The 25,432-nt window shown below is 70.0% G+C and carries 23 protein-coding genes, 2 tRNA genes and 1 pseudogene; 13 read left to right on the top strand and 13 right to left on the bottom strand.

Annotation, left to right across the window (positions count from 1 at the left end; translation table 11 throughout):
* From LIP_RS08870 to LIP_RS08855, 4 genes are all read right to left on the bottom strand, one after another.
* Window positions 1-1,404 (bottom strand): type II secretion system protein GspD, encoded by a 1,404-nt coding sequence (locus tag LIP_RS08870; protein WP_068137022.1) that lies wholly within the window; start codon window positions 1,402-1,404, stop codon window positions 1-3.
* On the bottom strand, window positions 1,401-3,011 hold the full coding sequence (locus tag LIP_RS08865; RefSeq protein WP_068137019.1) for a hypothetical protein: 1,611 nt from the start codon (window positions 3,009-3,011) through the stop codon (window positions 1,401-1,403). Before LIP_RS08865 ends, LIP_RS08870 begins: the two co-directional genes overlap by 4 nt.
* Window positions 3,012-3,155: 144 nt before the next feature.
* Complete coding sequence (locus LIP_RS08860; RefSeq protein WP_144440404.1) at window positions 3,156-3,746, bottom strand: hypothetical protein; 591 nt, start codon at window positions 3,744-3,746, stop codon at window positions 3,156-3,158.
* 73 nt (window positions 3,747-3,819) lie between these two features.
* Entirely contained in the window at window positions 3,820-5,154 is a 1,335-nt protein-coding gene (locus tag LIP_RS08855; RefSeq protein ID WP_068137013.1) for an AfsR/SARP family transcriptional regulator, read from the bottom strand.
* Between the two features lie 382 nt (window positions 5,155-5,536).
* Here LIP_RS08855 and LIP_RS08850 point away from each other — a divergent pair, with 382 nt between their 5' ends.
* The 7 genes from LIP_RS08850 to LIP_RS08825 all read left to right on the top strand — a co-directional run bounded on the left by LIP_RS08850 (window position 5,537) and on the right by LIP_RS08825 (window position 13,769).
* Window positions 5,537-6,712: a hypothetical protein gene (locus LIP_RS08850; RefSeq protein ID WP_068137010.1), complete on the top strand. Its 1,176-nt coding sequence runs from the start codon at window positions 5,537-5,539 to the stop codon at window positions 6,710-6,712.
* A gap of 840 nt (window positions 6,713-7,552) precedes the next feature.
* A complete protein-coding gene (locus LIP_RS08845) occupies window positions 7,553-8,050 on the top strand; it encodes a hypothetical protein (protein ID WP_068137008.1) in 498 nt (165 codons plus the stop codon).
* Window positions 8,051-8,214: 164 nt separating this feature from the next.
* Window positions 8,215-8,340 carry a hypothetical protein gene (locus LIP_RS20035; RefSeq protein ID WP_269433332.1) on the top strand — a complete coding sequence of 42 codons (126 nt, stop codon included), beginning with the start codon at window positions 8,215-8,217 and terminating at the stop codon, window positions 8,338-8,340.
* Window positions 8,341-8,589: 249 nt separating this feature from the next.
* The gene (locus tag LIP_RS08840; protein WP_231699412.1) at window positions 8,590-9,972 is read left to right on the top strand and encodes a dipeptidase; all 1,383 of its coding nucleotides are present in this window, start codon (window positions 8,590-8,592) and stop codon (window positions 9,970-9,972) included.
* A 96-nt stretch (window positions 9,973-10,068) separates the two neighbouring features.
* Window positions 10,069-11,442: a hypothetical protein gene (locus LIP_RS08835; RefSeq protein WP_144440403.1), complete on the top strand. Its 1,374-nt coding sequence runs from the start codon at window positions 10,069-10,071 to the stop codon at window positions 11,440-11,442.
* On the top strand, window positions 11,439-12,392 hold the full coding sequence (locus tag LIP_RS08830; RefSeq protein ID WP_068136998.1) for a CehA/McbA family metallohydrolase domain-containing protein: 954 nt from the start codon (window positions 11,439-11,441) through the stop codon (window positions 12,390-12,392). The genes LIP_RS08835 and LIP_RS08830 overlap by 4 nt, the downstream gene beginning before the upstream one ends.
* A gap of 63 nt (window positions 12,393-12,455) precedes the next feature.
* The gene (locus LIP_RS08825) at window positions 12,456-13,769 is read left to right on the top strand and encodes an FG-GAP repeat domain-containing protein (RefSeq protein WP_068136995.1); all 1,314 of its coding nucleotides are present in this window, start codon (window positions 12,456-12,458) and stop codon (window positions 13,767-13,769) included.
* Here the strand turns inward: LIP_RS08825 and LIP_RS20515 are convergent.
* The 4 genes from LIP_RS20515 to LIP_RS08805 all read right to left on the bottom strand — a co-directional run bounded on the left by LIP_RS20515 (window position 13,681) and on the right by LIP_RS08805 (window position 15,344).
* Window positions 13,681-14,007 (bottom strand): DUF2267 domain-containing protein, encoded by a 327-nt coding sequence (locus tag LIP_RS20515; RefSeq protein ID WP_082726064.1) that lies wholly within the window; start codon window positions 14,005-14,007, stop codon window positions 13,681-13,683. The two genes, LIP_RS08825 and LIP_RS20515, sit on opposite strands and share 89 nt — an antisense overlap.
* A gap of 119 nt (window positions 14,008-14,126) precedes the next feature.
* Entirely contained in the window at window positions 14,127-14,390 is a 264-nt protein-coding gene (locus tag LIP_RS08815; protein ID WP_269433331.1) for a carboxymuconolactone decarboxylase family protein, read from the bottom strand.
* A 112-nt stretch (window positions 14,391-14,502) separates the two neighbouring features.
* A complete protein-coding gene (locus tag LIP_RS08810) occupies window positions 14,503-14,835 on the bottom strand; it encodes a hypothetical protein (RefSeq protein WP_068136987.1) in 333 nt (110 codons plus the stop codon).
* A gap of 433 nt (window positions 14,836-15,268) precedes the next feature.
* Window positions 15,269-15,344, bottom strand: a tRNA-Arg gene (locus LIP_RS08805).
* A gap of 221 nt (window positions 15,345-15,565) precedes the next feature.
* On the opposite strand from LIP_RS08805, the gene LIP_RS08800 reads away from it, so the two are divergent.
* Window positions 15,566-16,216 carry a hypothetical protein gene (locus LIP_RS08800; RefSeq protein WP_068136985.1) on the top strand — a complete coding sequence of 217 codons (651 nt, stop codon included), beginning with the start codon at window positions 15,566-15,568 and terminating at the stop codon, window positions 16,214-16,216.
* A 54-nt stretch (window positions 16,217-16,270) separates the two neighbouring features.
* On the opposite strand, the gene LIP_RS08795 is transcribed toward LIP_RS08800, so the two are convergent.
* Both LIP_RS08795 and LIP_RS08790 read right to left on the bottom strand, forming a co-directional pair.
* Window positions 16,271-17,254 (bottom strand): DMT family transporter, encoded by a 984-nt coding sequence (locus LIP_RS08795; protein ID WP_068136983.1) that lies wholly within the window; start codon window positions 17,252-17,254, stop codon window positions 16,271-16,273.
* Window positions 17,251-17,559 carry an MTH1187 family thiamine-binding protein gene (locus tag LIP_RS08790; protein ID WP_068136980.1) on the bottom strand — a complete coding sequence of 103 codons (309 nt, stop codon included), beginning with the start codon at window positions 17,557-17,559 and terminating at the stop codon, window positions 17,251-17,253. Before LIP_RS08790 ends, LIP_RS08795 begins: the two co-directional genes overlap by 4 nt.
* Before the next feature lie 268 nt (window positions 17,560-17,827).
* Here LIP_RS08790 and LIP_RS08785 point away from each other — a divergent pair, with 268 nt between their 5' ends.
* On the top strand, window positions 17,828-19,291 hold the full coding sequence (locus LIP_RS08785; RefSeq protein WP_068136977.1) for a PQQ-dependent sugar dehydrogenase: 1,464 nt from the start codon (window positions 17,828-17,830) through the stop codon (window positions 19,289-19,291).
* On the opposite strand, the gene LIP_RS08780 is transcribed toward LIP_RS08785, so the two are convergent.
* The 3 genes from LIP_RS08780 to LIP_RS08770 form a co-directional block, all read right to left on the bottom strand.
* Window positions 19,213-20,247, bottom strand: coding sequence for a PIG-L deacetylase family protein (locus LIP_RS08780; protein WP_068136975.1), 1,035 nt, complete (start codon window positions 20,245-20,247; stop codon window positions 19,213-19,215). The two genes, LIP_RS08785 and LIP_RS08780, sit on opposite strands and share 79 nt — an antisense overlap.
* 262 nt (window positions 20,248-20,509) lie before the next feature.
* Window positions 20,510-21,295: an HAD family hydrolase gene (locus LIP_RS08775; RefSeq protein ID WP_068136971.1), complete on the bottom strand. Its 786-nt coding sequence runs from the start codon at window positions 21,293-21,295 to the stop codon at window positions 20,510-20,512.
* A 387-nt stretch (window positions 21,296-21,682) separates the two neighbouring features.
* Window positions 21,683-21,892, bottom strand: coding sequence for an acyltransferase family protein (locus LIP_RS08770; protein WP_068136968.1), 210 nt, complete (start codon window positions 21,890-21,892; stop codon window positions 21,683-21,685).
* 203 nt (window positions 21,893-22,095) lie between these two features.
* Between LIP_RS08770 and LIP_RS08765 the strand changes: the two genes are divergently transcribed.
* The 4 genes and pseudogenes from LIP_RS08765 to LIP_RS20505 form a co-directional block, all read left to right on the top strand.
* Window positions 22,096-22,171 (top strand) — tRNA-Glu (locus tag LIP_RS08765).
* 922 nt (window positions 22,172-23,093) lie between these two features.
* Window positions 23,094-23,531, top strand: a complete 438-nt coding sequence (locus LIP_RS20510) for a phosphatase PAP2 family protein (protein WP_407936405.1) — start codon at window positions 23,094-23,096, stop codon at window positions 23,529-23,531.
* Between the two features lie 573 nt (window positions 23,532-24,104).
* Window positions 24,105-24,341, top strand: coding sequence for a hypothetical protein (locus tag LIP_RS08760; RefSeq protein ID WP_068136966.1), 237 nt, complete (start codon window positions 24,105-24,107; stop codon window positions 24,339-24,341).
* 888 nt (window positions 24,342-25,229) lie between these two features.
* Window positions 25,230-25,411 (top strand): annotated as a pseudogene (locus tag LIP_RS20505) (ATP-binding cassette domain-containing protein); the annotation flags it as partial.
* Window positions 25,412-25,432: the final 21 nt, after the last annotated feature.

Genomic DNA, 25,432 nt, shown 5'->3' with positions numbered 1-25,432 from the left:
CTAGGGGACCAGGTACTGGACCCGCAGGAGGCGGTGTCTGGGAATGGGTAGGAGAAGGCTCCCCACCCAGACGGTGGCCGCGCCGGCGGCCAGCCCCGGAGCCCCCTGAGACGTGGGCCCCGTGACCGATCCCGTCGCTCCGGAGACGGCTCCCTTCACGGGGGGCGAGGCCTGGGTGCCGCCGGGGTTGGGCGCCATGGTCTCATCGGCGCCCAGGGGCTTGGCGGTCACGAAGATGGTGAGCTGCCGGCTGCCCTCCTGGCTCGAGCGGGTGCCGAAGAGCCAGCCGATCAGCGGGATGTCGCTCAAGAGCGGCGTTCCACGGCGGGTCGCGAGGTCCTGGGCCATATCCAGCGAGGCGAGCACGGCCGTCTCCCCCGGGGCAAGCCGGACGGTGGTGGAGAGCTCGCTGCTCTGCAGCACCGGCACGCCGTCCATGTGGGAGACCACCTGACTCGTCGAGGGGGCTATGCTCAGGATCACCTCACCGTTCCGCACCCGGGAGACGGTCAGCTCCAACCGGAGGCCTGCCTCGATCTCCTCGAGCCGGGTGGTCTGCTCTGAGGCGATCAGGAAGAACTGCCGCTGGCCGGCGAAGAGGGTGGTCGAGCGCCCTTCCTGGACGCGCAGCCTGGGGTTGCCCCGCACCGTGGCCTCTTCCTTCTGGGCGAGGGCACGGATGTGGGCCTCCACCTGACCGTAACTCAGGGAGACGGCGTCGGGCGAGGTCTCGACCCCCAGGGCCAGGTCGCCCAGGCTGTCGAAGGAGAGCCTGTCGAGGCCCAGTTCACGGACCGCGTTCCCACTCAGCTCGGTGACGAGCACCTGCAGCTCGACCTCGGCTGGCGGCCGGTCCAGAAGAGCCACGTCGTGGCGGACCCGTGCCACCACCTCGGGTGGGCCGGTGACCAGGAGGCGGTTCACCTGGGGATCGGCCTTGACGTAGGGATCGAAGAAATCGGAGAGGAGGGCCGCGGCCCGGTCGGCCGGGATGTAGTAGAGCGGGATGGCCACTGTCTCGGAGAGCATGCCGAAGGCCAGGTTGCGCGGATCGGGGATGCCCACCAGGTAGAAACTGCCCGCCCACCGAAACGTGTAGCCGAACGGGGCCAGGAGCGTCTCCAGGGCCTCACGGACGGTGACGTCCTGAAGCTCGGCGGTCACCACGCCCTGGATGTCGGGCGTCATCAGGATGTTCACCCGGGACTGGTAGGCCAGCTCGTTGAGCGCCTCGCGCAGGTCGGTCTCGAAGAGGCTGAGCTGGATGCGGGCGGCCGGCTCGGGCGACGCCGACGGGCCGGCCGCATCGCCAGGCGACTGGGCGCCGGCGGGGACGGCCCAGAGGAGAACCAGGGCGAGTGCGGCGGCCATGCCCAGGCGTGTCCAAGAACGCCGGGCGATCATGATCCTTCCTCCTCTCCCACCACGAGTTCCGTGGCCTGGTCAAGCAGGGTGGCATCGGGTGAGCGCAGGACGATCTGAAGAGTGTAGCTGCCTGGGTCGAGCGGGGGAACGCCCTCGGCCTCGAGCTGCGCCCAGGCTCCGGGCAGCAGCCAGGGCGGGTCGGCGGGGAGGCTGAGCGTGAGGCCTGAGGCCACCACATCGCCTTCCGCGTCCTCGATGCTCACCGTGCTCCCCTCCAGGACCTGATGACGCAGGCCGCCGTTGTGCACGGCCAGGTAGAGCGTTCCGCCCGGAGCCTCGCCGGCGGGAGCCTCGGCCGATCCCGCCGGTCCTCCGGAATCCGTCGCCGCGCCCGGGCTCACCGCGTCCACGGATCCGGGCGGAGAGGCCGGCACGTACTGAGCCTGACCCAACTCCAGGACGGGATCCGGCACCTGACCCAGGACGAGAGCCACCGGAAGGCGAACCTGCTGGGGTTGTGCGCCCTCCTGACCCACCTCCGCCTCGGGCAGCGCCTGGAGGGCGAGCGTGCCATAGTATCCCTGGGGCTCCTGCTCTCGGGGGGACTGGACGGTGAGGCTGATCCGCCGGCTCTGGCCAGGACGCAGGGTCATGGGGAAGGAGGAGCGCAACCGGGCCAGAGGCCAGACGTCGGCCGCGCCGCCGCCCGCGGACACGGTTCCCGCCGCCACCACCACGGGCTCCTGGGTCCGGTTCCCCACCGAGAACGAGACGGTCCGCAGGGCCCCCGGGTTGGCCTCCAACTGGAGACTCGGAGGATCGACCTGGACCAGCAGGCGACCTTCGGGCAAGGCGAACTCGCCCTCGTGCACGAGGACCGTCTCCCGAGCCACCGCCTGCCGGCCTTCCGCGTACCGGGCGAAGGCCTGGAGCTCGTAGCTGCCGGGGACGAGCGGGGACTGCACCCGGCCGGCGAAGTCCAGGCGGCTGCCGGGATAGATGCGGGCCGCCGTCTGGCCGCTGCGGCGGCCCTGCTCGGTCTGGAGCGGAATCCGCTCGATGAGGCGGCGGTTGGCGTCGCGCACGGTCGCCTCCATCTCCACCCGGTAGTCCAGGGGAGAAGGATTGTTCAGCCTGACCCGGACGAAGGGCCGCCTGGCCTCGTTGGCGACCAGGCCCAGACCGGCCAGCGCCGCCCTGGCCTGGACCCCCACTCCGGGCACGCGCACGTTCAGCCGCACCGCATAGCGAACCTGAATGGCCACGCCACCCCCCTGGGTGGGTGTCTCCGGCTCCACCATGAGTACCACCGTGTGGGACCCGGAGACGCCGAAGGGAACCTCCACCCGCCCGGGGATACGGACCTCCTGCGCGCCCGGGACCTCCACGGTGTCCCGGTCCAGCTTGACCCACGCCGCGGTGGGGAAGGTGTCGGGATCCGCCTGCTCGTAGGTGAGGTCACCCGTGGGAAGCTGGGTGGGCTGGAAGAGGCGGACGTGCACACGCTCCCGCTGCCCTGAAGGGCTGAGGATCAGCTCGAAGGGTGCCGTCTCACCGGCTCGGACCTCCAGGTCGATGACCAACGGGCGGACGCCCACGGCCGCAGCGGGCTCGGATCGCGCGAAGAAGAGCGCCAACGCAACCAAGGGGACGAGCCACCTCGTCCACCCGGAGCCACCATTCCGTCGCACAGGTTCATCCCCTCGCCGACCCAAGCTGCATCCCCACCCCCTCGCCGTGTGACACGCCGGCGTTGCGTCTTGCTCGAGGTCCGGCCCTGCGGCGACGACTCAGTCCGAAGCGGCCATGACCGTGACGGTGAGCGTTGTCTTTCCCAGACGACCGGCCGGCACCTCACTCAACGACGGGGCGAGGATCTCGGCCTCCGTCAGCGTGAAGACCACCCCCGCGTCGCCAGTGGGCCCAGCGATGTCGGCCAGCAGGTACGGAAGGCCTTCGCCTGGAGGACCGCTGGCGTAGGCACGCGGGCCCTGCCCCACACCCGCGAACGTGTAGACAGGGCTGACCCCGTATTTGCCGACGCCGCCCCCGCCGCTCAAGGTCACCTGAACGTCGGTGTTGGCGTGCACCACGAAGGTCGGCTGCGGGGCCGGACGGGCCACGAAACGCCAGCCGTCCTCGAGGCGTCCCGCGCCGGTGAAGGAGAGGAGCCACTTCGCCGGAGATGGCGTCACCTCGGCGTACGGCTCGATGAAGACCGTAATGGGGATCTCCTTCGACCAGGTCTCCTTCGCGTGGGATGGACCCTGCTTGGCTCCCGCGGGGACGATCATCCCCCAGACGAGGGCGGTGAGGGCCAGCGCGAGCCGTAGAGTGGCAAAGCAACGCGTGGCGTGACGCCACTGTGACCGTGCACCCATGGGCGAAACACCTCTCTTCTCTCCTCGACCCGAACACCCGCGACGTGGGTCAGCCCATTGAACCACTGGCGGGTCAACGGAGAGTCAAGGAGAGGTGGTGTTTCTCGGGCGAGGTCCCGGCCTGCAGCACATAGAGCGCGATCTCGGGGCTCGTGGAGGGCTTTGCCAGCTCGATGGCGGGACGGAGGCGTTCCAGCACCCTCTGGACGCCGTCCGGCCCCGTCCAGGGCAGGAGCAGCGCCAGGGTGAGACGATTGGGGGCCGTGGCCACGTCCGCGTGGCGGAGGCGCTCCACCACCGACTGCTGCCACGTGGCGAGGGAGCCCGGCGGGGTCGTGGAGCCGTCCTTGCCGGCGGCCTCCGGTCGACGGCCGGTGGCCGCTCCGTCCCGATCCGGCGGCGGCGCGTGGGGCAGGCGAATCACCACCACCGTCGAGACCCGGCCTTCCCGCTCGACCTTCCGTCGCTCCCACGCAGCCATCTGGCGAAAGGTGGCCGAGTCGACCAGGTACGCGAAGGAGGACGCGGGATACCCCTGGGCGAGCCCGGCCGATCCGGCCTTGCCCTGGTCGGCGGCGACGCGGCTCCCGGCCTCCTTGGGGCCAGCGGCCTGCGCGCGCAGGGAGCCTGCCAGCTGGGTGATCGCTTTCCCAGGGCGGGTCCCCAGGTTCTCGCGCACCGCCTTCTCATAGCGGTGGAAGTGGCTCAACGCCTCCTGGACCCGTCCCGACGCCACCAGGTGCTGCATCAGCAGGAGGTTGAGCGATTCCCGTTCCTCGCCGGCCCGCAGGGCCCGCCGCAGGATCTGGACGGCCTCGTGGTGGGTGGTGGCGTCGGCGTCTTGGAGCGTGAGGCGCGCGAAGCCCGCGACCACGTCCAAGTACTCCTGCCGGAGCAGCTCCCGGTAGGCCATGATCCAGTCCTCGTAGGGATCTTCGGGGTAGAGGTCGCCCGCATACAGGTCTACCGCCTCGCGGGCCGCCTCGAGCGCATCGGCGGTGTCGCCCTTCCGCTGGGCCTCCCGGAAGCGCCGGACGGCGCCCTCGAACACTTGGACATCGAACCAGCGGATCGACTCCGGGCACAGCCGGTATCGGCCGTCGCGCTGCTCCAGGTAATAGGATGTGGCGTAGCGCGGGAGGTTCGGTTCGAGCACTTTCCTCAAGACGTGGACCGTGGTGCGGAAGGCATGCTCGGCCCTGTCGGGGGCCAGCTCACCCCAAAACGTGTCGAGGAGCTCGTCGCGAGGCACCCACGCGGGCTGCTTGACCGCGAGGTACTTGAAGAGGGAGGCGGACTTCTTCAGACGCCATCCGTCCAGCCCGATGCGGCGCGAGCGCGCGTGAACCTCGAAGGCCCCCAGCCCACGGATGGCGACGCCTTCCTCTACAGGGAGAGGCTCGCTCATCCCGATCCCCCTTACCCAACGGCAGGCGCACTGACATGGCTGTGCCACGACCGAAAGGTCGCCACGACGTTCGGGTTCCCCAGCCCGCCTACACGATTCGTGAAAACCCTGCATGATCCTGCCAATCTGCCAGTCTCCTCCTACGACAGTGTAGCCCGGGACTCGCCGGAATGCGTCTCAAGACTGTCTCAACCTTGGCCCCAGCCGCTGTCCTCCCCCCCACGGGTGTTCCGCCATGATGCGGGGAGCCTGTAGCGGCTCGTTGACTCTCGATTGACTCGTCGCGCGTAAGGTGCCTTCGGGCTCGTTCGGAGCCTCGAGCGAACCGGCGGGGCGCGTGTGTTCGGGCCGGCCGGCCTGCCGGGGTGGGAGGTGGGGGCGCGTGCGGTGCGGTGACCTGCCCGGTTCCTTGAAGCGAGGGGGCGGGTCCTGCCATGCAAGCAGGCCCCGCGCGCGTGCGCGCGGCAAGGGGCGCCCCCTCCCATGGCAACACCTGATCGGCATCGCGGCAGCCCTGCTGGTCGGAGGGGCCCTGGCGGGGGCCGCGCCGGCCGAGGCCGGCTCGACGGATCTGGTGGAGGCGCTGCTCAAGGAGTTGCCCCAGCGACCCCCCGAGTTCTCGCAGGTCACTCTCGATGCCGCAGGGAAGGGCAAGCAAGGAAGCCTCACGCTGTCGAAGACCGCCATCTTCTCACTTGCCGAGCCGGAGGCCCTCGTAAAACAAGGCCTGGTTCCCGCGAGCCTCCAGGAACGGAGTGCGCCGTTCTGGGTGCTGGGGCCGCACCTGGAGCGGACCGCGGTCTACCCAGCCCCTCCCGACCGGGATGACGTCCAGTTTCTCCTCCCTCTGCTGGCGGCGCGCCCCTGGTATACGTCCAAGGACGAGATCCTGTCCTATTCTGTCCTGGGCGACCTGGAGGGGCCCGGGCGAGAGAGCATTCCCGCCTCTGCCGTGGTGATCTACACGTGGGATGGCGCTCAGGTACGGGAGTGGAACTGGCAGACAGGCGCGGTGGTCTTGCCAAAGGGCGTGCAGGTTGCGGTCTTCTGGATCGGGGTGAAGGCTACGGCGTGGGGCGATGGGAATGCGTGGAGGAAAGCCGGAACGTACCGGGGGGTACTGGCGGCGGCGACGCAGGGAAAGCTCCCAGACGTCGACTTCGCGGTCCGTCTGGACCCTCACCTGGCCCTTCAGGCCTCTGATGAGCTAACCTTTCACGCCGCCGCTCCAAACACGTACCAGGCGGAGGCGCAGCTCGAGGTTACCTACCAGGCGAACTTCGCGGGCTGGGCGCTGGACGTCGAGGTGATCCCACCGAAGGCTCTTGCAGGCGACGAGCCATCCATTCCCCCGGAGCGCCTCCGGTATCGGATGGGTCCCACGTGCGGGGAGGACGACGCGTGGAAACCCGTGCCGACGGGGTCCTTCACGCTCCTGACCGGTCCGTCCGCGCTGTCTGCGGAGACCAGGGTCGTCTGCTTTCAGGTGGCGACCACTTGGGCCGACGCCGCCGGGAAATACGAGGGAAGCGTGAGGCTGACCGTCCGGCCGGAGTGAGGCCTGTCGAGCCGGCGGCAGCGCCGGCTCGGGCCTCGAGGGTCACCGGAGGAGGTCCGGCGGATCGGCCTTGCAAGACCTTGACTCGGCGTTGACTTGGCGGGCCTATCAGCCCGGCTCGCAAGGCAGGGGAGCCGGTACGGCGATGAAGCGGAAGGGAGGTCGACCCATACGACACGTCGTGTCCTTCCCGTCCTGGCGCTCCTGGCCCTGACGTTCGTCAGGACGTCGGCCACGTTCGCCGAGGATCCCCTCGCTGCGGGGACGATCCAGTTGCAGGCGAGCGTGCAGCCCTACGCCCAGGTGATGGTCCAACCCAGCTCATGGAGCGTGACGTACGAGGTCGTTGACTGGCACAGCGGGTTGCCTGACCCATTCAGTTCGGTGACGCCGCCAGGTGATCTCCCGTGGATCTACGGATGGTTGGGCGGATGGCCGTGGGACTCGGATCTGCAGCGCTTCACCGTCCAGGCGAACACGCCGGTCTCGCTCCACATGAGCGGTGGGGCGTACCAAGAAGGCCAGGTGGATGCGCTCTACGTGCTCTGGCGTCCGGCGGAGTCCCTGGGTGAGGTCATCTCCCATCGGTCAGCCGCCCCTGGCTTCTTCGACAGAATCAGTGGCCCCAGCAATGGGACTGATATCGTTTCTTCGCCAGTGCCTTCGGGGTTGAGGACCTGTCGACGGTCGAGGCCGGAGCCATGTCGACCACGCTGACGCTCACGGTCTCGGCAGGGTCGTGAAGCCGGTAGGTGATCGCTCGCGTGCGGAGCGGCCCGGTTCCAGGTCAGGTAGCAAGCCAGTACAGGAGAACGGAACCATCCCAAGGAGGAACGAATCGTGAAGAAGTGGCTGACGGGTCTCACCGGGTTGGCCATGGCGCTGTTCCTGCTCAGCGGATCGGCTGCAGCAGAGTCACCGGAACTCAGGGAAGACGACATCGTGATCCATGCAAACGTCGCGGCCTACGCCGCGCTGACGCTGCCCGAGTCGGTTGACCTCAACTTCACCGTCAACGATGCTTACACGGGTGGGGGCTGGGAGTACATCGCTACGGCTAGCGGGGTGACCGTTGGCCTGCACACCAACACTAGCGTGGACGTCACCCTGACTGGCGGTCAGATTGCAGGGCAGCAGCCCACCTACACGTTCTCGTCCACGGGGTTCGGCTTTACTTGGGACTCCTCCAGGGGCTCGCTGTCCCTCTCGTCGGGACCCCATGATGCCACCTACCTTGGCACCGTCGACGTATCCTTCGTGGTGAAGGACCTCGCCTCTGTTGCGGCCGGTGGCTACGAGGGCACGGTAACTGTCACGGTTTCTGCTCCGTCGACGTAGGACGCCCGAGAAGGGTGAAGCCCACGGCGGGGCGCTCAGGCGCCCCGCCTCGCTAATTGTGGCTTCGCCAGTCCTGCGGGTGCCATGGGTGCTATGATGGATCCGGGCTGGCTCGGACATGGTACGAGTCTGCGGCCACTTGGGAACAGGAGGCGCACCACCCCATGTCACCCCAGACGACCCGACCAGGGGCGCACCGGACATCTTTCAACTGGCGGGGGGACCTGGCCCTCGTCCTTCTGCTCTTCGTGATAGGGCTGGTCATCGCCTACTTCGCCGTCATCCGGTAACCCGCCGCGGGGCGGTCCCCCGGACCCCGGCTTTCCTTTCTCCCGCGAGACGGGTGAGATCGCCCGGCCGCCCGAGCGTGCCCACCCTGGCAGGATCTGGTCCGGTCGGGCCGAATCCTGGGCTGAGGGCATCCTTGCGGGCATCCTAAAGGAGGGGCCGGGCGCGGCCGGGCGGTACCTGCAAGCACCGCGCGGCGCGAGCGCCCGGGCCCCAGGACCTTTGCAGGCGAGGTGACGGGCTTGGCGGACGTGGAGAGGTACGTGACCGGGGAACGGGAGCGGTACCTGGAGGAGCTGCAGGAGTTTCTGCGCATCCCCAGCATCAGCGCCCTGCCGGAGCACCGGCCGGACGTGGATCGGGCCGCGCAGTGGGTGGCGGAGGCGCTTCGCCGGGCGGGCGTGCCCAGGGTGGAGGTCTTCCCCCTGGAGGGAGGAAAGGGCCACCCGGTGGTCTACGGCGAGTGGACCGCGGACCCGGCGAAGCCCACCTACCTCATCTACGGCCACTACGACGTGCAGCCGGTGGATCCCGTGGAGCTCTGGACCTCGCCCCCCTTCGAGCCCCAGGAGCGCGAGGGCAGGCTCTACGCCCGGGGCGCCACTGACGACAAGGGGTGCCTCTTCGAGGCCATCAAGGGCGTGGAGGCCCTGGGCAGGCTCCGGGGCGCGCCGCCCGTCAACGTCACGTTCCTCGTGGAGGGCGAGGAGGAGATAGGAAGCCCCAACCTGGCCGCCTTCATGAGGGAGCACCAGGATCTCCTCCGCTGTGACCTGGCCCTGAGCGCCGACGGCGAGATGCTGAGCCCGGACCAGGGCTGCCTCACCATTGCGAGCCGGGGCCTGGCCGCCTGCCAGATCGACGTTTACGGGGCGAACCGCGACCTGCACTCGGGCTCCTTCGGCGGGGCGGTGGCCAACCCGCTCCACGCGCTGGCCCAGATCGTGGCCGGCCTCCACACGCCCGACGGGAAGGTGGCCGTGCCGGGATTCTACGAAGCGGTGCGCCCCCTGAGCCCCGAGGAACGGCGCGACCTCGCCTCCACCCCCTTCGACGAGAAGGCCTGGCTCGCGGCCATCGGCGTGGCCGAGCCCTTCGGCGAGCCTGGCTACTCCACCCTGGAGCGGCTGGGCGCCCGGCCCACCCTGGAGATCAACGGGATGTGGGGCGGCTTCCAGGGCGAGGGGACCAAGACCGTACTGCCCGCCGAGGCCCACACCAAGATCACCTGCCGCCTGGTGCCCGATCAGGATCCGGACCGGATCCTGGACCAGGTCGAGGCCCACGTGCGGGCCCAGCGGGTGCCGGGCGTGCGGGTGGAAGTACGGCGCTTCGCCGGTTCGGCCAGGCCGTACGCGATGCCGGTGGACCACCCGGCCCTCGCCGCCGCGGCCCGGGTGCTGGAGCGCCTCTACGGGAAGCCCGCCCCCACCGCCCGCATGGGCGGCACGGTGCCCGTGGCCGAGTTCTTTCGGTCCATCCTGGGCACCTGGTTCCTCTACTACAGCTTCGGCGACCCCGACACGCGGGTGCACGCGCCGGACGAGTTCATCCGGATCGACTCGATCCCGCGGGCGGTGAAGGGCTACTACCTCCTGCTGGAGGCGCTGGCCGGGTCGGCGGGTGCCCGATAGGCAGGGCCAAGGAGTGGTCGGGAAGATGGCTCCGGAAGGGCTGGGGCCTTCCGGGGCGAGGGTGAGAGAGCGGCGAAGGCCCGAGGGGGATCTCGCATGCAGGGTAGGCGGTTGGGCGCACGGATCGTTCTCATGGCCTGGGTCCTGCTGCTGGTGCTGGTCGCGACCGCGACCACCACGGCAGCCCAGGAGTGGAGGGCAGGGACGGCGGCGGTGAGCTTCTCGCCCCGTCCCCAGGATCTGGAGGACGGCATCTACCTGGGAGGCTACGGAGCGTACCAGGAACGGGGCAAGGCGGTGGGGACGTACGCGCCCATCTACGTCCGTTCCCTGGCCCTCACCGACGGGAAGGAGCGGTTGCTCCTGCTCACCCTGGATGCAGTGGGCATCGACAACCAGCTCCTGGCCCGCATCCGGGACGGGGCGTCGAAGGCCACGGGATGGCCCGAAGATCGGATCTGGGTGGCCGCGACCCACACCCACTCGGCCCCGGACCTGCAGGGTCTCTGGGGCGGCACCGCGCCGGCCTACCGGGCGTACGTGGTCTTGCGGACCACCCAGGCGGCCCGCCAGGCGGTGGATGCTCTCGAACCCGTCGAGCTCGCGGCCACCTCTCTCCGGGCGTCCGGTCTCGGCCTGAATCGCCGGAGCTGGGCCTTCACCGACGAGACCCTCTCCCTGCTGGTGGCCCGCCGGCCCTCGGGCGACACGGTGGCCATGGTGGTCAACGTCGGCATGCACCCCACGCTGCTGGGCGCCGGGAACCTGCTCATCTCACCCGACTGGGTGGGCCCCATGCTCTCGGCCCTGGAGGAGTGGTACGGCGGCACGGTGCTCTTCGTCAACGGGGCGGAGGGCGACGTGGTTCCTGCGGATACCCTCCCGGGTCTCACCGGCGCCACCGAGTACGGCCTGAGGGTGGCCCTGCAGGCGGATCAGGCGCTGCGCCGGCTACCCTCACCCGCTGGGGCGTCGCGCGCCGCCGCGACCAGAGCGGCCGGGGCGCCAGGACCGGCTCCGTCCGCCCCCGGGGGGACCGTCTCTCCGGCAGCCCGCTGGGTCACCCTGGAGCCGGAGCTCGCTGTCTCCGTGGGAGAGGTGAGCCTCCCGGTGCAGAACCAGGCCTTCATTCAGGCGATCCAGCGCGGCATCCTCCAGTACGACGTGCAGCAGACCGAGGGCGGCCTGAGCATCACCACCCGGGTGGGCCACGCGGTGCTGGGCCGGGCGCCCCAGCAGGCCGAGATGCTCACCGTTCCCGGCGAGGCGGTGACCCGGCTGGGCATCCAGCTCCGCGGGCTCATGCAGAGCCCCACCTCCTTCCTGCTGGGCCTCACGCAGGACACGCTGGGGTATTTCATCCCCTGGGACGAGTGGATGACCGGCCGGAACGGCAACTACGAGGAGTCGGTCTCCTTGGGGGTCACCCCCGCGGTGCTGCTCCACCAGGCGCTGAGCGGGTTGCCGTGACCGATCGGGAAAGCGGGACCAACCTGGGACCTTTCCTGGCCGACCCCCACGCGGGTCCGGGCCTCGACCGGAAGGCCCAGCTCCACGTCCACACAGCCCGCTCCCGGGACGCCCGCACCCCCGCCCTGGAGATGCTGGCCGCGTACCGATCCCAGGGCTTCTCCTTCGTGGTCATCACCGACCACGACCGGCCCGGGCTCCCGCCCGGGCTCCCGCCGGGGCCCGACGGCGGCCACCTGGCGGGGGAGTGCCTCGTGCTTCCGGGCGAGGAGGCCACCATCCCGAACCCCTTCTGGCCCCTGGGGCCCCACCTGCTCCGGATCCTGGCGACGCGGCCCCTGCGGCGGCGCCGCCTGCGGCGACGGGATGCCCGGCGCGACCTCGAGCAGGCGCTGGCCGCCACCGCCGCCGAGGGCGGCCTCTGCGGCCTGGCCCACCCAGGCTGGCGGGGGAACCTGGAGACGGGTCTCTGGCGGCCCGAGGTGGTGGACGGCCTGCCTGGCATCCGCCTCATCGAGGTATGGAATCCCCACTCGGACACGGGGAAGGACGAGGCCTTCTGGCACCGGGAGGCGTTGCTCAGGGGTCCCGAGGCTCCTGTCTGGGCCTCCGCTGGGGACGACAGCCACGAGCCCGGCCACGTGGGGCGTGCGTGGCTTGCGGTGAAGACTCCCGAGGTGAGCGTGGGGGCGTTCAGGGAAGCGCTCCTGGCCGGCCGCTTCTACCCCACCACCGGAGCCGAGGCGGCCTTCGCCGTGGCCGACGGCTCCCTCCGGGTGGAAACCTCTCCCGAAGCCACCATCCGCTTCGTGGCCGGGCAGGGCGGGGTGGTCGCGGAGGCGAAGGGGCCCGTGGCCTTCTACCGTCCCGCGGGCTCCGAGCGCTTCGTTCGGGTGGTGGTGGAAGATGCCGCGGGGAAGGCGTGGTCCCAGCCCTTCTGGCTCCGGTGAGGACGGGCTGGGCGCGGACCGCCGCCGTGCTGGGGCCGGGTGGATGAACGAGGAGGTACCCATGTGACCACACGTGCCGGACGGGCCATCCTGCTGCTGGGGGTTCTCGTCTTCCTGGGGTGGGCCGTGCTCGGGGCGGGGCAGCCCGCGCGGGCCGGATCCTACAGCTTTCGGTGGGCGCCGGGGCTCGCGGGCTACGGGGGCTACCTCGCGGAGGCCGCAGACCTGGACGGCGACGGCCACGCGGAACTGGTGGTGCAGGCGGTGGCCGGCGAGGCCGAGGGGCAGGAGCCACCACCACCCCGGATCACGGCCGTGTACGCCTGTGCAGCGCCGGCCGAGGCGTGCCGGGAGCTTGGCCGTAGCAGGAACGTCGGGCCACTGGCCGCCGTGGCGGACCTGGACGGCGACGGGCGGACGGAACTGGTTGCGAGGGACGAGAGCGGCCAAGGGCTGACCGCCTGGCGATGGGCGGTGGAGCGGGGGGAGCTCGTCCCCGAACCGGCAGACGTCCTCGACGCCTACCGGCAGCGGGGTGGCCTCCTGCCCGGGGACCTACCGGGCGAGGTGGAGGGATGGCCGCGAGATCTGGACGGCGACGGCCTTCTGGACGGGATCGCCCTTGTCGAGGGTGAAACAGGGGCCGAGCTGGTCCTGCGGACGGCCACGGCCGAGCGGCGTTTGCCGCTAGCGGGGCACCCCGAGGAGGCCGGCGTCCCGCGGGGGCATGAACCCGCTGCAAGCCGGCCTGGCTCCGCGGACGCCGAGACCTCCGGCCCGCCGGATCTGGGTGACGTGCAGGTCGAGGCCTGGCTGCCGGCGAGTACGCCGGGCTGGCCGGTGGTGGTGGTTGGGTGGCAGCGGGCGGGTAGCCGCACCGTGGAGCTCAGCGCCTCGCGACCCGACGGAGACAGGTACCAGCCGGTCTGGCAGGACGCGGTGGCCGGAGGTGCCGGGCCCTACGCCCTGTCGCCTGCGTGGGCGCTCCTGGACCTGACGGGGGACGGGACCCCGGAGCTGGTGCGGGGCAGGGGAGGGGTGGTGGAGGTCCTGGCGTGGGACGGCCGGGGATTCCAGGTCGTGGCCCGCACCCCGGAGAACGGCGGGCTGGGGTGGGCGGGCTTCCACGCGGCGGACCTGAACGGGAACGGTGTGCCCGAGCTGGTGGCCCGGCACGTGAGCCCCAACCTCTACACCCACCACCTGAAGGTGTACGAGCTGCGCGGCGGCCGGCTGGTGGGGCTCGCGGACCTGAGAGACATCGGATGGTGGGCGGCTCCCCGGGCCCTCACGTGGCGCGCGGGGAGCACGGAGGTGCTCCTCCTCCCGCGGGCGTCCGACCTCGCCCGGCCGGAGGCACTGGCCTTTGATCCGTGAGGCCACTCCACGTCCGTGTCGCCCTCGCTGCCCGAATCGAAGAGAGAGGCCCAGCGGTCCGGCCCAGCGTGTACGAGTGGATCTGGGGCGGAAGCTGGGAGGCCAGGTTCTCGGCCGCCCCGCCAGCCAGGCGTTCGGCCAGGGTCTGAAGGGTCGCCTGGGTGGCCCGCTCCGCCTCGCCCCGGGAGGAAAGGCCTGCCCGATCTTGCACGTGCCCGATGGACTCGTCGTGACGCATCCTTCTCCCCCGCCCACGCGGCTCATCCGCGAGATGACGCGGTCCGTGGGTTGACCCACCGTCCTGAGGGTGCCGTGGAGCGGAGGGGCGTATGTCTGGGAGAAGCTGGCGCCGTTCCTCTATGGTTTAGGTCCATCTTGAGCGAGGAACTGCTCCAGCGCCTCCAGCGCGAGAGACCCGTAGACCACAGAAGGCCCGCCGCCCATCATCACTGCCACGCCTACGGTCTCGGCGACCTCTTCACGCGAGGCGCCGTGGTCCAGAGCGTCATGCACGTGACAGGCGATGCACCCCTCGCAATGGACCACGATGGCGATGGCGAGGGACATGAGCTCTGCGCGTTGAGGGCTTTCCTTTGTTCTGCCGGAGTCTTCCAGCCCCACCCCAACTTCCCACGAGGAGACCGCTGGTGCTGCGCCAGGCCCGCGCCTCGCTGGCTGCTGCCCCGGTGAGCCAGCAGTCGTGGTACGGTGTGACGGTGCTCACCGACCTCGCTCAAGCCGCCTCCCTCTCCGAGCTGGACGACGGACCGATGGTCTCGTTCCAGTCGATGCCCGACGCAGACCGCCGGATCTCGTCCAGGACGTCCGGCGGAATGGGCGTACCAACCACCTCGCCATTGACCTGGGCGAGGACGTGCCAGCTCCCGTCGTCGAACTGGGCGACGGCCAGGAGCACCAGGTCTCCGCGGCGGGTCATCCCCGCGACCAGCACCTGCACGAACCGGATCCGTGGCCCGTCTTCCTGAGGTTCCTCTTGCGCCAGGGATATCCCGAGGGAGAGCCACCAGAGGATCGCAGCCAACGCGCACGCGAGCGCCCTACGCATGCAGACCATCTCCTCGCCGCAGCCGCGCAGCGCCGGCTCCTCTGGGAACCCGGAAGGTCTTGAATCCCCCGAGGCTGCCCGGAGCGAGCCCGTCGAGCCCGGCCGGGTCAGGCCGGTGGCAGACGGCGTGGGTTTGGCGACAGGACGTGGGCCCTACCCGCGACGTGGGTCGATCTCCTCCTGGAGACGTCGTAGCCGGTCCTTGTCCATGATGCTCATGGCTCGCCCGGTTGCCGGCCTGTTGTGCATCTGTATGGGTGGGCCTGGCGTTTGGTGCATCCTTCCTTGCCTGGCGAGCGCCGTGACTCGCTCATCCGCGACCTGCAGAACGGAGCCCCGTCCTTGTGGGCGGGGCTCCTCGCATGGGTGGGGAGTTGGGTGGGGATCGAGCTCCCGCTTACCCCACCACCAACCTCTGACGTCCTTCCAATCGTGGTGGCCCCGAGAGGAATCGAACCTCCGGCACGCGGTTTAGGAAACCGCTGCTCTATCCACTGAGCTACGGGGCCACGAGGCCTGGTGCAACCGGGCGAACACCCGGAACACCTCTCGGCCCGAAGGCGCACGCTCATGGTAGCACAGGACGTCCGGGCATGGCAAGGTCGCCCCAGACTCCCCTCGGGCACCCACCTTTCACCCATCCTTCCGGTTTCTGGGAGTGAGTGCCCTCTCCCGAACAGGGCCGGCCCGCGATAGAATGGAGCCGTCGGTGGGGAAGGAGGGAGCGTGCATGGCCTCGGCAGGTCTGCCCGAACGGAGTGGGACGGATGGGACGCCAGCGGGGCGGAAGGCTGGGGGGAATGCCGAGCTTCAGGCCCGGGTCGACTGGCTCCTGAGCGAAGAAGACCCCTGGTCCGATCTGGAGGAGGAGCCTCCGTGCTTCTGCACCGCACGCCTGGCCCACCGGGACTTCGCTGCGATAAGGACCCATCTGGCGCACAGGCACCCCGAGATGCGAACGGTACACGAGGAAGACGGCCCCGCCTACGTGGAGCTGGAGTGGCCTGAAGAGAGCCTTGTCTGGCCGGACTGGCTCGACCGGCCCGATGGGTACCGGGGTGCCGGGGAAGTCCGGGTGGGTGAGAGGTTCGTCGAGATCTGGACCCCCACCCGTAGCCGCATGCGCCGCCTCCTCGCCTCGCTCCTGCAGATCACCCAGGCCGGAGTGGAGGTCCGAGAACTCACGGTGGAGGATCCCCTGGAGGAGCTGGCGGGAAGGCTGGAGATGGCCGGCAGCGACGACCTCAACCCCGACCTGGATTCAGGCGCCCTCGACCCCCTTGTGGGCTTCGACCTCAGCGACGCCGACCACGACGCTGAGGGACCCGACCTGGACCTCCGGGACCTGGGGCTCGATCCGGGGGCCTTTCCCCCGGCGTGAGCCACCTGCGGGCGGTTGGCCCCCGGGGGAACTCGGGCGGCTCTCGAAGCGTCCTCAGCCCCGACGAGGTTCGGCGGTGGGATCGGAAACCGGGTCCCGGGTCGGCACGGACGCCGGGGACCGCAGGAGGCTCGTGAGCAGGACGCCCGCGACCACAAGGAGGCCGCCGGTCATCTGGAACCAGGCCAGCGGCTCGCCCAGGCCGGCCACCGTCAGGACGGCGGTGAAGAGTGGGATGGCGTGGAGGAAGACGGATGCCCGGCTCGCCCCGACCTGCACCAGCCCATAGTTCCACAGGGTCGTGGCCGATGCCGCCGGACCGAGCCCCAGGAAGAGGAGCCCAGCTACCTGCCACGAGGTCCATTCCATCTCATGTCCCCAGCCGATCCGCTCCACCAGGAGGAGGGGGGCCAGGAGCAGGCACGCCATCAGGCTCCCGTGGGCGGCGACCCGAAGGGCCGGCACCGAGAGACCCACCTGCCGCACCAGGATCGAGTAGGCGGCCCAGAAGAAAACGTTCACCGTCATGATCAGGTCCCCGGCGTTGAACTGCAAGGCCGCCAGGCGATCCCACCGTCCCCGGCTGAGGATGACCAGTACGCCCGCGAGCGAGATCCAGAAGCCGCCCCACTGGGCCCTGCTCAGCCGCTCACCCAGCCAGACGAAGGCCATCACGCTGATCACGGCCGGGGTAAGGGAGTTGAAGAGCGACCCGGTGACAGCCCCCGTGTACTGGAGCGCCTCGTAGATCAACGTGCTGTAGACGGCCATGCCTGTCAGCCCGATCCAGAACCAACGGCGCCACCCGTCGCGGAACTCGACCCCGAACTGGCGCAGAGCCGCGCCGGTGGAAGGGGCGTCGAAGGTGCGCAGGCTCAGGGCGAGGAGGACAGGGAATCCCAGGGCCCACCGGGCGAGCCCGAGCACGAGCGGGGAGATGTTCGTCACCAGCGCCCGAGAGACCGTGTAGTTACCGGCCCACAGCAGTGCTGCACCCGCTAGGGCGAGAAAGGGCAGGGCGCGAGACAGGACGCTCACCCTTCCCGTAGGAGCTCTTCCACCCGGGTGACCTTACCATCCAGCGTGGTGGGCCGGTCGCGGCGGTCGTCGATCTTGATCACCGTGGAGACGCGCTGGGCGCCTGCTTCCACCACCGCCTCCTCAGCCTTGCGGATGGCTCGGAAGATGGCGTCCAGGTCGCCCTCCAGCAGGGTGAACATGGCGTTCAGCTCCACCCGCAGGCCCGGCTCGCTCCTGAGCACTCGCTCGGCGGCGGCCACGTAGGGCGCCACCCCCGTCTCTCCCGTTCCGATGGGCGTGATGCTTACCGCTGCAATGGCCATGACCGTGCTCCTCTCTCCATGCAGGTGTGGCCGGCGCGGACGGGCAGGCGGCTGGGACGCCGAGGGGTGGGTCCGACACGCCACGCGCCGCTCGTGACGTTGGAGTGGTTCGAAAGACCACCCGCCCGCTCCTGTCGTGCAGCCGCCATCGTCCCGGTCCCTTGCCCGACGTCGCTGGTTCCCGGGAAGGCGGAGATCCCGAGAAGGACGGACCCGGGAAGGGAACGCCGCCGGGCTCTCGAAACCCCCGGGGTAGGGGGGACGACCCGTGACCCGCACGCTCCTGGTCCTCTTCCTGACCCTGCTGGCCCTGCTCGGGGCCTTGCTCCTGCGCACCTTTCCGCCGCCTTGGCCGTGGCCCTGGCTCGGCGTGGCGGGGGCGGGTCTTGCCGCCCTGGGGCTCAGCCTGGTTCCCCTCGAGTCCAGGCGGTGGCTGCGGCTGGGAGCGGGGGTGGCGGGTCTGGCCGTGGCGGGGCTCGCCCTGGGCACCTTCGGCGGGGTGTGGATGCTGGAGGTTGCCCTGCCGGGGGAGGGGAGCGCGGTGGCGCTGCCTCGTGGGGCCAGCGGGTACATGCAGGGAGAGGCCGAAGTCGCCGTGGGGGTGGAGGTGCCTCCCAACATGGAGGATCTCTTCCCCCGCGGCCGCACCCTGCTGGCGCCCCGTGGTACGAGGGTGAACCTCTATGCCGCCGGCCTCTCGGGCACCAGGATGATGGCCTGGGACCGCGACGGCGCCCTCTTCGTCAGCAGCCCATCGACGGGCTGGGTGCTGCGCGTTCGGGACCGCGACGGCGACGGCGCCGCCGACGAGGTTCTCACCTTCGCCGACGGGCTGAACCGCCCCCACGGCCTGGCCGTGCACCGGGGCACGCTCCTGGTCGCCGAGACGGGCCGGATCGTGCGGCTGGCGGATCCGGACGGAGACGGCCGGGCCGAACGCGTTGAGACCGTCTCCGACGATCTGCCCGCCGGAGGGATGCACTGGACCCGAACCCTCGGCGTCGGCCCCGACGGCGCCCTGTACGCCAGCGCCGGATCCTCGTGCAACGCCTGCCAGGAGGAGGATCCGAGGCGGGCCGCCATCCTCCGGTTCGCGCCTCAAGGGGAGGCCTTCTCGCCCACGGCCGAGCGGTATGCCTGGGGGCTTCGCAATGCGGTGGGCTTCACCTGGCACCCGGCCAGTGGCGACCTGTGGGCCACCGAGAATGGCCGCGACCTGCTGGGCGACGACCTGCCGCCCGACGAGCTCAACCGGATCGTGAAGGGAGCCGATTACGGCTGGCCCTACTGCTTCGGCGACCGGCAACCGGACCCGTCCCTGGGCGACGCCGCCCGGTGTGAGGCGACGGAACCGGCGGCCATGCCCTTCCAGGCCCACTCGGCGCCCTTGGGGCTCGCCTTCGGGGCGGGTCTGCGGGCCGAGGAGCGGTTCACGACGTCGCTTTTCGTAGCGTTCCACGGGTCGTGGAACCGGACGACCCCCACGGGCTACAAGGTGGTTCGGGTTCCCTTCGACGGACCGCGGCCGCGGGGAGGCTACGAGGACCTGCTTGCGGGATGGCTGCAGTCCAGCCAGGCGTGGGGGCGCCCCGTGGGGGTGAGCGTGGGCCCCGACGGAGCGCTCTACGTCTCGGACGACCGGGCTGGCGTCATCTACCGGGTGCGGCTGCCCGGCTGGTCGCCACCTGAGGCGCCCACCTCTTCGGGCACCGAACCGTCCGAGGCCCAGTAGTTGCTGGGAGCCGCCTCGGGACCGCGCGCCGCGTCGGCCGGAATCCGGGTGCGCACCACGGCCCGCCGGACCTCCCGGGCATCCGGCGCCGGCTCGGCCGAGCGCGCGGCCCGGCGCAAGGCGATGGCTTGCTGGTCTCTTGACCGCCGTGCGGGCTCCAGGATCCGCAGGGCTTCGAAGGAGCCGCGGAGGTCCGGCAGGCGACCCGTCAGGCGCAGTCCCAGGTTGATGGCCAGCGGCGGCGCGGAGAGCTCGGTCCGGTGACTGACCACCGCGCCGATCTTGTCTGGCAGGATGGGCGTGACCTCCACCAGCGCGTTGGGCCTGCTGGTTCCACAGAAGGCCAGCTTCACCCGGCGTTCGCCATCCAACCTCTCGGCCAGGCGCAGCGCGGCCTCACCACAGAGCCGCTCTTCGGGGATCTGGATCCAGCCCAGAGGGTCCAGGGGGTCGAAGGCGACGACCACCTCGGGCTCGACCTCGTTCCACACCTCTTCCAGCCGATCTTCCACGTCCTGCTGCTGGAAGGGCGCCGGTACCTTCAAGAGCTGCAGGCGGTGGTATCCGATCCGGTGGGCGGCCTCCAGGGCCTCTTCATCCTGGGCGTCGAAGCGCTCGGAGAGCTCGTCGTTCGGAGTCACCACCGCCACCACCACGGGAATGCCGGCCAGCACCATGCGGCGGAGGGTTCCGCCCGCGAACCGCTCGAGCTCCACGGGACGCGTGGTGACCGCCAGGCAGGGACCGCTTGCCTCCATCAAGTGCTTGCCGAGAAAGAGCGCAAGCCGGCGGTTGGCCGGGCGAAAAGGTCTTGCGACGACCCGGTACACCGCGTAGGCGCCGGACGCGGCCACGGTGGTCCAGAAGGCCACCCCGCGCGCCCGGCGCGCGAGGTGCACAAAGGAGCCCAGGACCGTGGGCCGGCGCCGGTCTCGGACCTCGCGACGGGACGGCATGACGACGCACCTCCGAAAGGCAGTCTTTCCCCGGCCGGTTCACCTGGGGCCTGCGGACCTCGACCGGCGGACACCAGCCTGCGACGCCGAGCGGGGAGATGCCTGGTGGAGCTAGTCTTCCACAGTCCAGGGGCACCATGCAGCGGCCCGGGGACCAGGTGCTGGAAGGCCGGGCCGCCCACCGCCGGGCGGCGGAGCCGGCGAGGGGGTGGGCCGGGCGCGGGAGGCCGGCCGCCGAGCGAGGTCCGAGGCAGGAGAGCGGTCAGGCCTGGATCGGCCCGGCGCCGTCGCCCACCCATTGCTCGAGCTCGCCGGATTCGATCAGGCGCAGGAGATCCCGGAGGCTGCCCTCCGCCCGAGGGGGCGGGGCAGGGTGGTCTGCCCGGAGGACGAAGTCCCTGGCCAGGAAGGTGGGCATCCCCAGGTGGGCGGCGGGGAGGTCGTCGTGGACGTCGTTGCCTACCATCACGCAGCGCTCGGGAGCCACCCGGATCTCGCGGCAGAGTTCCTCGAAGAAGAGGGCGTGCGGCTTGCACGCGTGGAAGGCGTCCATGTGGGCGATGAAATCGAAGCCGCCGGGGTCCAGGCCACCCCAGCGCATCCGCTCCACGATGGCCCTCCGAGGGAAGAGAGGTTGCGTCGCCAGCACCACGACCCAGCCCCGCTCCCGCGCCCGGGCGACTACCTCGGGAGCCACCTCCAGGGGCTGAACCATGGATCGCAGCGACGGGTACGCTTCGTCGTAGAACCGCTCCGCCCGCTCGTGGGCCCATGCGGGATCCACTCCGGCGGCGGCGCAGAAGCGGTCGTAGAAACGCTCGCCGTTGGAGCGGTCCGAGTGGCCCTCGCTGAGCATGAACATGGCCGCCTCCATGAAGGCGGGGCCGAAGCGCTCGGGCGGGACCTCGGGGACGAAGTAGCCCGCGAGGAGCCGGGCGTACTGTTCAAGGAAGCGGTCCAGATCCAGGTCGATGAGGGTGCCGTCGAGGTCCAGAAGAAGCGCCCGGCTCTTCTCGGCTGGGCGGCCGGGCGTGGCTGCGCGATCCAAGGGCTGCACCTCCGGGAGGGTGGGTGGGGGCGCTCTGCGCCCCGGAAAACCAGGCTCTGGGAGGATTATACCGCCCGGACCCGGCGCGCGTCAGGGCCGTTCGGGTAAGGCCTTGCAGGGTCGCCTGTACACGTAGCTCTCTTGGCGCTCAGTCTCCATAGGACGGGCGCTTGAGCGATCGTTAGTACCAGGATCCATACGTAGTGACAAGGAGACACACTATTTCAAGGCAAGAGTTTGAACGCCACGGGCTCCCTGCGGGTCCCGCCACCGGGAAGGCGACGGCCTGAAGCCAGGGGGGCCGCCCTACCGTCGCGCGCAGCAGTCCCCACAGGACCAAGCCCGGGGTGAAGAGGGTGGGAAGAAACCACATGGGCAGGATGAGAATCAGCCAGTCCCCCATGCCGTAGCCGTAGACGAGCCCACCCAGCTGAAGGCGTAGCCTGAGACAAGGAAGAAGAGCGGTAGGCGGAACGTGGTCAAGGGCCCGTTCAGCCACGCCGGGAGCGGCGTATGCCCCAGCACCACCAAAGCGATGCGGATGCCCCGGGCCAGGTCGATGGCACGAACGCGGTCCATGGGGGAGGTCGGTTCCACGCCGGGTTCCGGACTCCTGCCGGAACCGAGGGGTGTCTCCCGCCCTCCACCGTTCACCCGGGAACGAGGGCGGCCGCGACGCCGTTGAGCCCGACGGACCCCCACCCGCCCGCGCCGCCCTCCGGTTGACGCCCGAACCTCCCGCGGCTACAATGGAGTGGCGGTTCGGCTGAACTGCTGTTGCCGTCACCGCCCGCTCTCTGGCCCCCATCGTCTAGTGGCCTAGGACGCCGCCCTTTCAAGGCGGTGGCACGGGTTCGAATCCCGTTGGGGGTACCACGTCTACGCGATAGCGCTTGGCCTGGTCCAGCCCCACCAGTAGGGCGACGGGGTGGAGGCCGGACCTCGGATCGGGTAGGAAGGTCGCCGAGATGGTGTAGCGGTCCGGGTTGAGGATAGGCTGGCGAACGAAGGTCGCCACCAGCTGGCGCAGCTTCACCGGATCGCCCTCGTCCAGATCGGAAAGCAGGCTCTGCAGGATGTCTGCCGCCTGGCCCTCATCGATTCGTCGGGGTCGGGCGGCCTTTCTCTGCTCCTGGTCCATCAGCTCGCGGAGCGCCCTGGCCTCGGCGCCGAGCCGGTTCAGCTCACCCGCCAGGATGGCCGGGTCTGCGCCGGCCAGGAGCACCTTCTTCGCTTGCTCGAGCTGCCGTTCTACCTCCCGCAGCCTCTCCCGGCGCCGGTCCAATGCCCGCGCCCGTTCGTCAAGGCGCCCGCGGGCGTCCTTTTCGCCGGTGGCGACCCTCACGGCCCGGTAGCGTAGGTTGGCTGGCCGGCGTTCTTCTAGCACCAGCCCGTCTGGGGGTCCCGGCGCCGCACGTTCCCGGCCATGCCCCTCATGGTCCACTCCCGCTTCTTGAGGCTCCCGGCGTGGGCCAGGACCTCCTCGATTTCAGTCCCCGTATTACGTCAGCTTCATGGATACGTCACCGGCGCTATGATTCGGTGAACATCTCCGCCGCTACCTTCTCTAGCGTTTCCCGCGCGGTTGCCTCGATGAACCCGATAACGTAGACTCGGCGTTGGTTGGAGAGGAAGAAGGAAGGGGGGACGAGATTTGCAGAAACCTGCGAGGGCTGCCGCCCTCGTTCTCGCCCTTCTCCTCATATGGGTGTCTCCAGCCTACGCTGGCTCGCCTGACGAGGTGGTGACCGAATGGGTGCGCTCGTGGGACGCACCCTGGCTGCATGCGGTGGGCCGTATGGGCGAGGCCCCTATGTACCTGGCAACTCTGACACTGCTGGCGACGTCGGGCGAGGGCGAGACCGCAGTACAGGTTCTCGAAGCCATTGGCGGGGCGGCAGCTGTCACATGGACCGGCAAGGTGCTGCTAGGGCGAGCATTGCCATATGCCGGTGAGGGTTCGTCGAGTTGGGCTGGACCTTCTCTCGACAGCGCGCATCACAGCTTTCCCTCCGGCCACGCCTCCAGCGCCTTCGCCCTGGCCACGGTGCTGGCAGGGCAGTACCCAAAGTGGGCCGCAGCCTGGTACGTGATCGCGTCAGGTGTGGCTGTCTCGCTGGTCTACGAGGGATACCATTGGCCTACCGACGTTATCGCGGGGGCAGTTGTGGGACACCTGGCGGGCAGAGCGGTAGTCGAAGGGCGTCCGTGGTTGAGCTTCCGCTGGGACTTTTGACTCTGATGGCGCCGCCGGAGGAGATGGTTCGGCTCCGCATAGAGGAGGACCGGCTGGCGAGGATCAGGCACGAAGCGATGTTCGAGAGGTGGAGCCCGCCCGGGTGGCCCCGGCGTTCCTGGCGGCGTTGGTGCAGAGGTTCCTGACCCGGGTGGCCCAGGAGCTGTGGGACCAGCTCTGGGCCCAGGTATTCCAGGCGGTGGCCGAGGCCGAACAGCGGTGGACGGAGGCCGGCGCCGGGGCGGAGGAGCGGAAGTGGGCTGAAGTGAGGGCAGGGCCCGGCCGCGCGCCGGGCCCTGCCCCTCGCTACTTGTCATCCAGCCGCTTGTCACTCAGCAAGAGGAGGATGAGGATCAGGAAGATCAAGAACGCGTTGTCCTCCCTGAAGTCGAACTTCATCGCACCGGCCCCCCTTCCCGTCCGAGTAGGTGCTACATCCTACATGCCTGACCATCGGCGTGTCCTAGCCACGGAGGCCTATTCGCCGGTGATCGCCGGGCGCGCCTGGAGGTCCTGGCCGCCCCGCTGCCGATCCCCGCGCCGAGCGAGGAGCGACGCGATGCGCCGGTCGGGTTGGACGGCCTGATCGGACCCATCGGGTGGGCCGTGCAGCTCCTGGATGCTCTTCAGGGCTACGAGGCGACGAGCCGGGAGCGCGTCCGCCAGTGGGCGTCGGACCCGAGGTACGAGTTCCCCGAGAGCCACCGCCGGTACGGATCGGCGAAGCTGTGGTACTGGTACGAGGTCGCGTGCTGGGATGAGGAGAAGCGGGGGCAGATGGCCGGCCGGGAGAGTACCGCACCGCGGTAAGGCAGCCCATGGCGGCAGTCCGTTCACCCCGCCGTCGCGCTTCTCCAAGCCGGCGGCTTCGCGTGGATAACGAGCCCCGTTGGGGGTATCAACTTGTCGCCATACGTCGCGGGCGATGCTCGAGCTCGCGGATGCAGAGCTGGCGAAACATGAATCCATGAGATCGATCTGGGGCCCGGCTGGGTGGCGGGTCTCGGCGCGTCAGGACAGATACGGCCCGGCCACGGACCGGGCCGTGCCCTCCTCGCTACTTGTCACCCAGCAAGAGGAGGATGAGGATCAGGAAAATCACGAACACGTTGTCGTCTCCGAACTTCACCGCATTTCCCCCCCTTCCGGTCCAAGCCGTATGCTGCAGCCTACGGGCCTGATGGGTGGTGCGTCCTGGCCGCCGAGAACGATTCACGAGTGATCGCCAGGGGCGTGTAAACGGACCTGGGCCCGGCACGGAGCCGGACCGGATCGGGATGGACGAGCACCTCATGGTGCGGCCCTGGCAGGAGGCCCGGCGCTGAGGGGCCCACACGTGTCAGCGCCCTCCGCTTGGCCCAACCTGATATCATCGAGGCGCGCGACGGGGCGCGTCCGCACCGGCTGTCCGCAGGTGCGGCGGGCGCCCCCAGCATGATCCCGAAGTCATTCCACGGCCCTGGGAGCACAGGTTGCGCGCATGAGGAGGACCTCCAAGCAGTAACGGCATAGCGTGGCGGCTGTGGCCGCGAGGGGTCGCCTTGCGTTCCGCGGCGTCGCACCGGTTGGGCCGGTCCCGTTTCCGGCGAGCTTCTCTCCCGCTGCGGGCTGAATCGGTCGGTGCTGGAGCGGCCCGCCATAACCCTCAGCACGGTGCTGGCCGAGGCGTCGGGCGGCAACATGGTCCTGGATCAGATGGAGGTCCGCACCCTTCTGGGCTGCCTCTTCTGGGGGGCGATGCGGTCCTGAAGCGGGTGGCGGACCTCTCGGGCGGCGAGAAGGTCCGCCTCGCCCTGGCCAAGATCTTGCTGGCCCGGCCGGACCTCCTGGTGCTGGACGAGCCCACCAACGGCCTGGATCTCCCTTCCCGGGAGCCGCTGGGCCTGCAACCAGGCCCCCAC

The sequence above is a fragment of the Limnochorda pilosa genome (assembly GCF_001544015.1).
GTDB lineage: Bacteria > Bacillota > Limnochordia > Limnochordales > Limnochordaceae > Limnochorda > Limnochorda pilosa.
The sequence above is the reverse complement of the archived record's forward strand: the minus strand, read 5'-3'. Positions and strand labels throughout refer to the sequence as shown.

What these genes read in the sequence shown, in the direction of transcription:
- LIP_RS08870 (WP_068137022.1), bottom strand. Translation starts at nt 1,404, where the DNA reads ATGATCGCCCGGCGTTCTTGGACACGCCTGGGCATGGCCGCCGCACTC.
- LIP_RS08860 (WP_144440404.1), bottom strand. Translation starts at nt 3,746, where the DNA reads ATGGGTGCACGGTCACAGTGGCGTCACGCCACGCGTTGCTTTGCCACT.
- LIP_RS08855 (WP_068137013.1), bottom strand. Translation starts at nt 5,154, where the DNA reads ATGAGCGAGCCTCTCCCTGTAGAGGAAGGCGTCGCCATCCGTGGGCTG.
- LIP_RS20035 (WP_269433332.1), top strand. Translation starts at nt 8,215, where the DNA reads ATGTCACCCCAGACGACCCGACCAGGGGCGCACCGGACATCTTTCAAC.
- LIP_RS08835 (WP_144440403.1), top strand. Translation starts at nt 10,069, where the DNA reads ATGCAGGGTAGGCGGTTGGGCGCACGGATCGTTCTCATGGCCTGGGTC.
- LIP_RS20515 (WP_082726064.1), bottom strand. Translation starts at nt 14,007, where the DNA reads ATGCGTCACGACGAGTCCATCGGGCACGTGCAAGATCGGGCAGGCCTT.
- LIP_RS08810 (WP_068136987.1), bottom strand. Translation starts at nt 14,835, where the DNA reads ATGCGTAGGGCGCTCGCGTGCGCGTTGGCTGCGATCCTCTGGTGGCTC.
- LIP_RS08800 (WP_068136985.1), top strand. Translation starts at nt 15,566, where the DNA reads ATGGCCTCGGCAGGTCTGCCCGAACGGAGTGGGACGGATGGGACGCCA.
- LIP_RS08790 (WP_068136980.1), bottom strand. Translation starts at nt 17,559, where the DNA reads ATGGCCATTGCAGCGGTAAGCATCACGCCCATCGGAACGGGAGAGACG.
- LIP_RS08780 (WP_068136975.1), bottom strand. Translation starts at nt 20,247, where the DNA reads ATGCCGTCCCGTCGCGAGGTCCGAGACCGGCGCCGGCCCACGGTCCTG.
- LIP_RS20510 (WP_407936405.1), top strand. Translation starts at nt 23,094, where the DNA reads ATGGGCGAGGCCCCTATGTACCTGGCAACTCTGACACTGCTGGCGACG.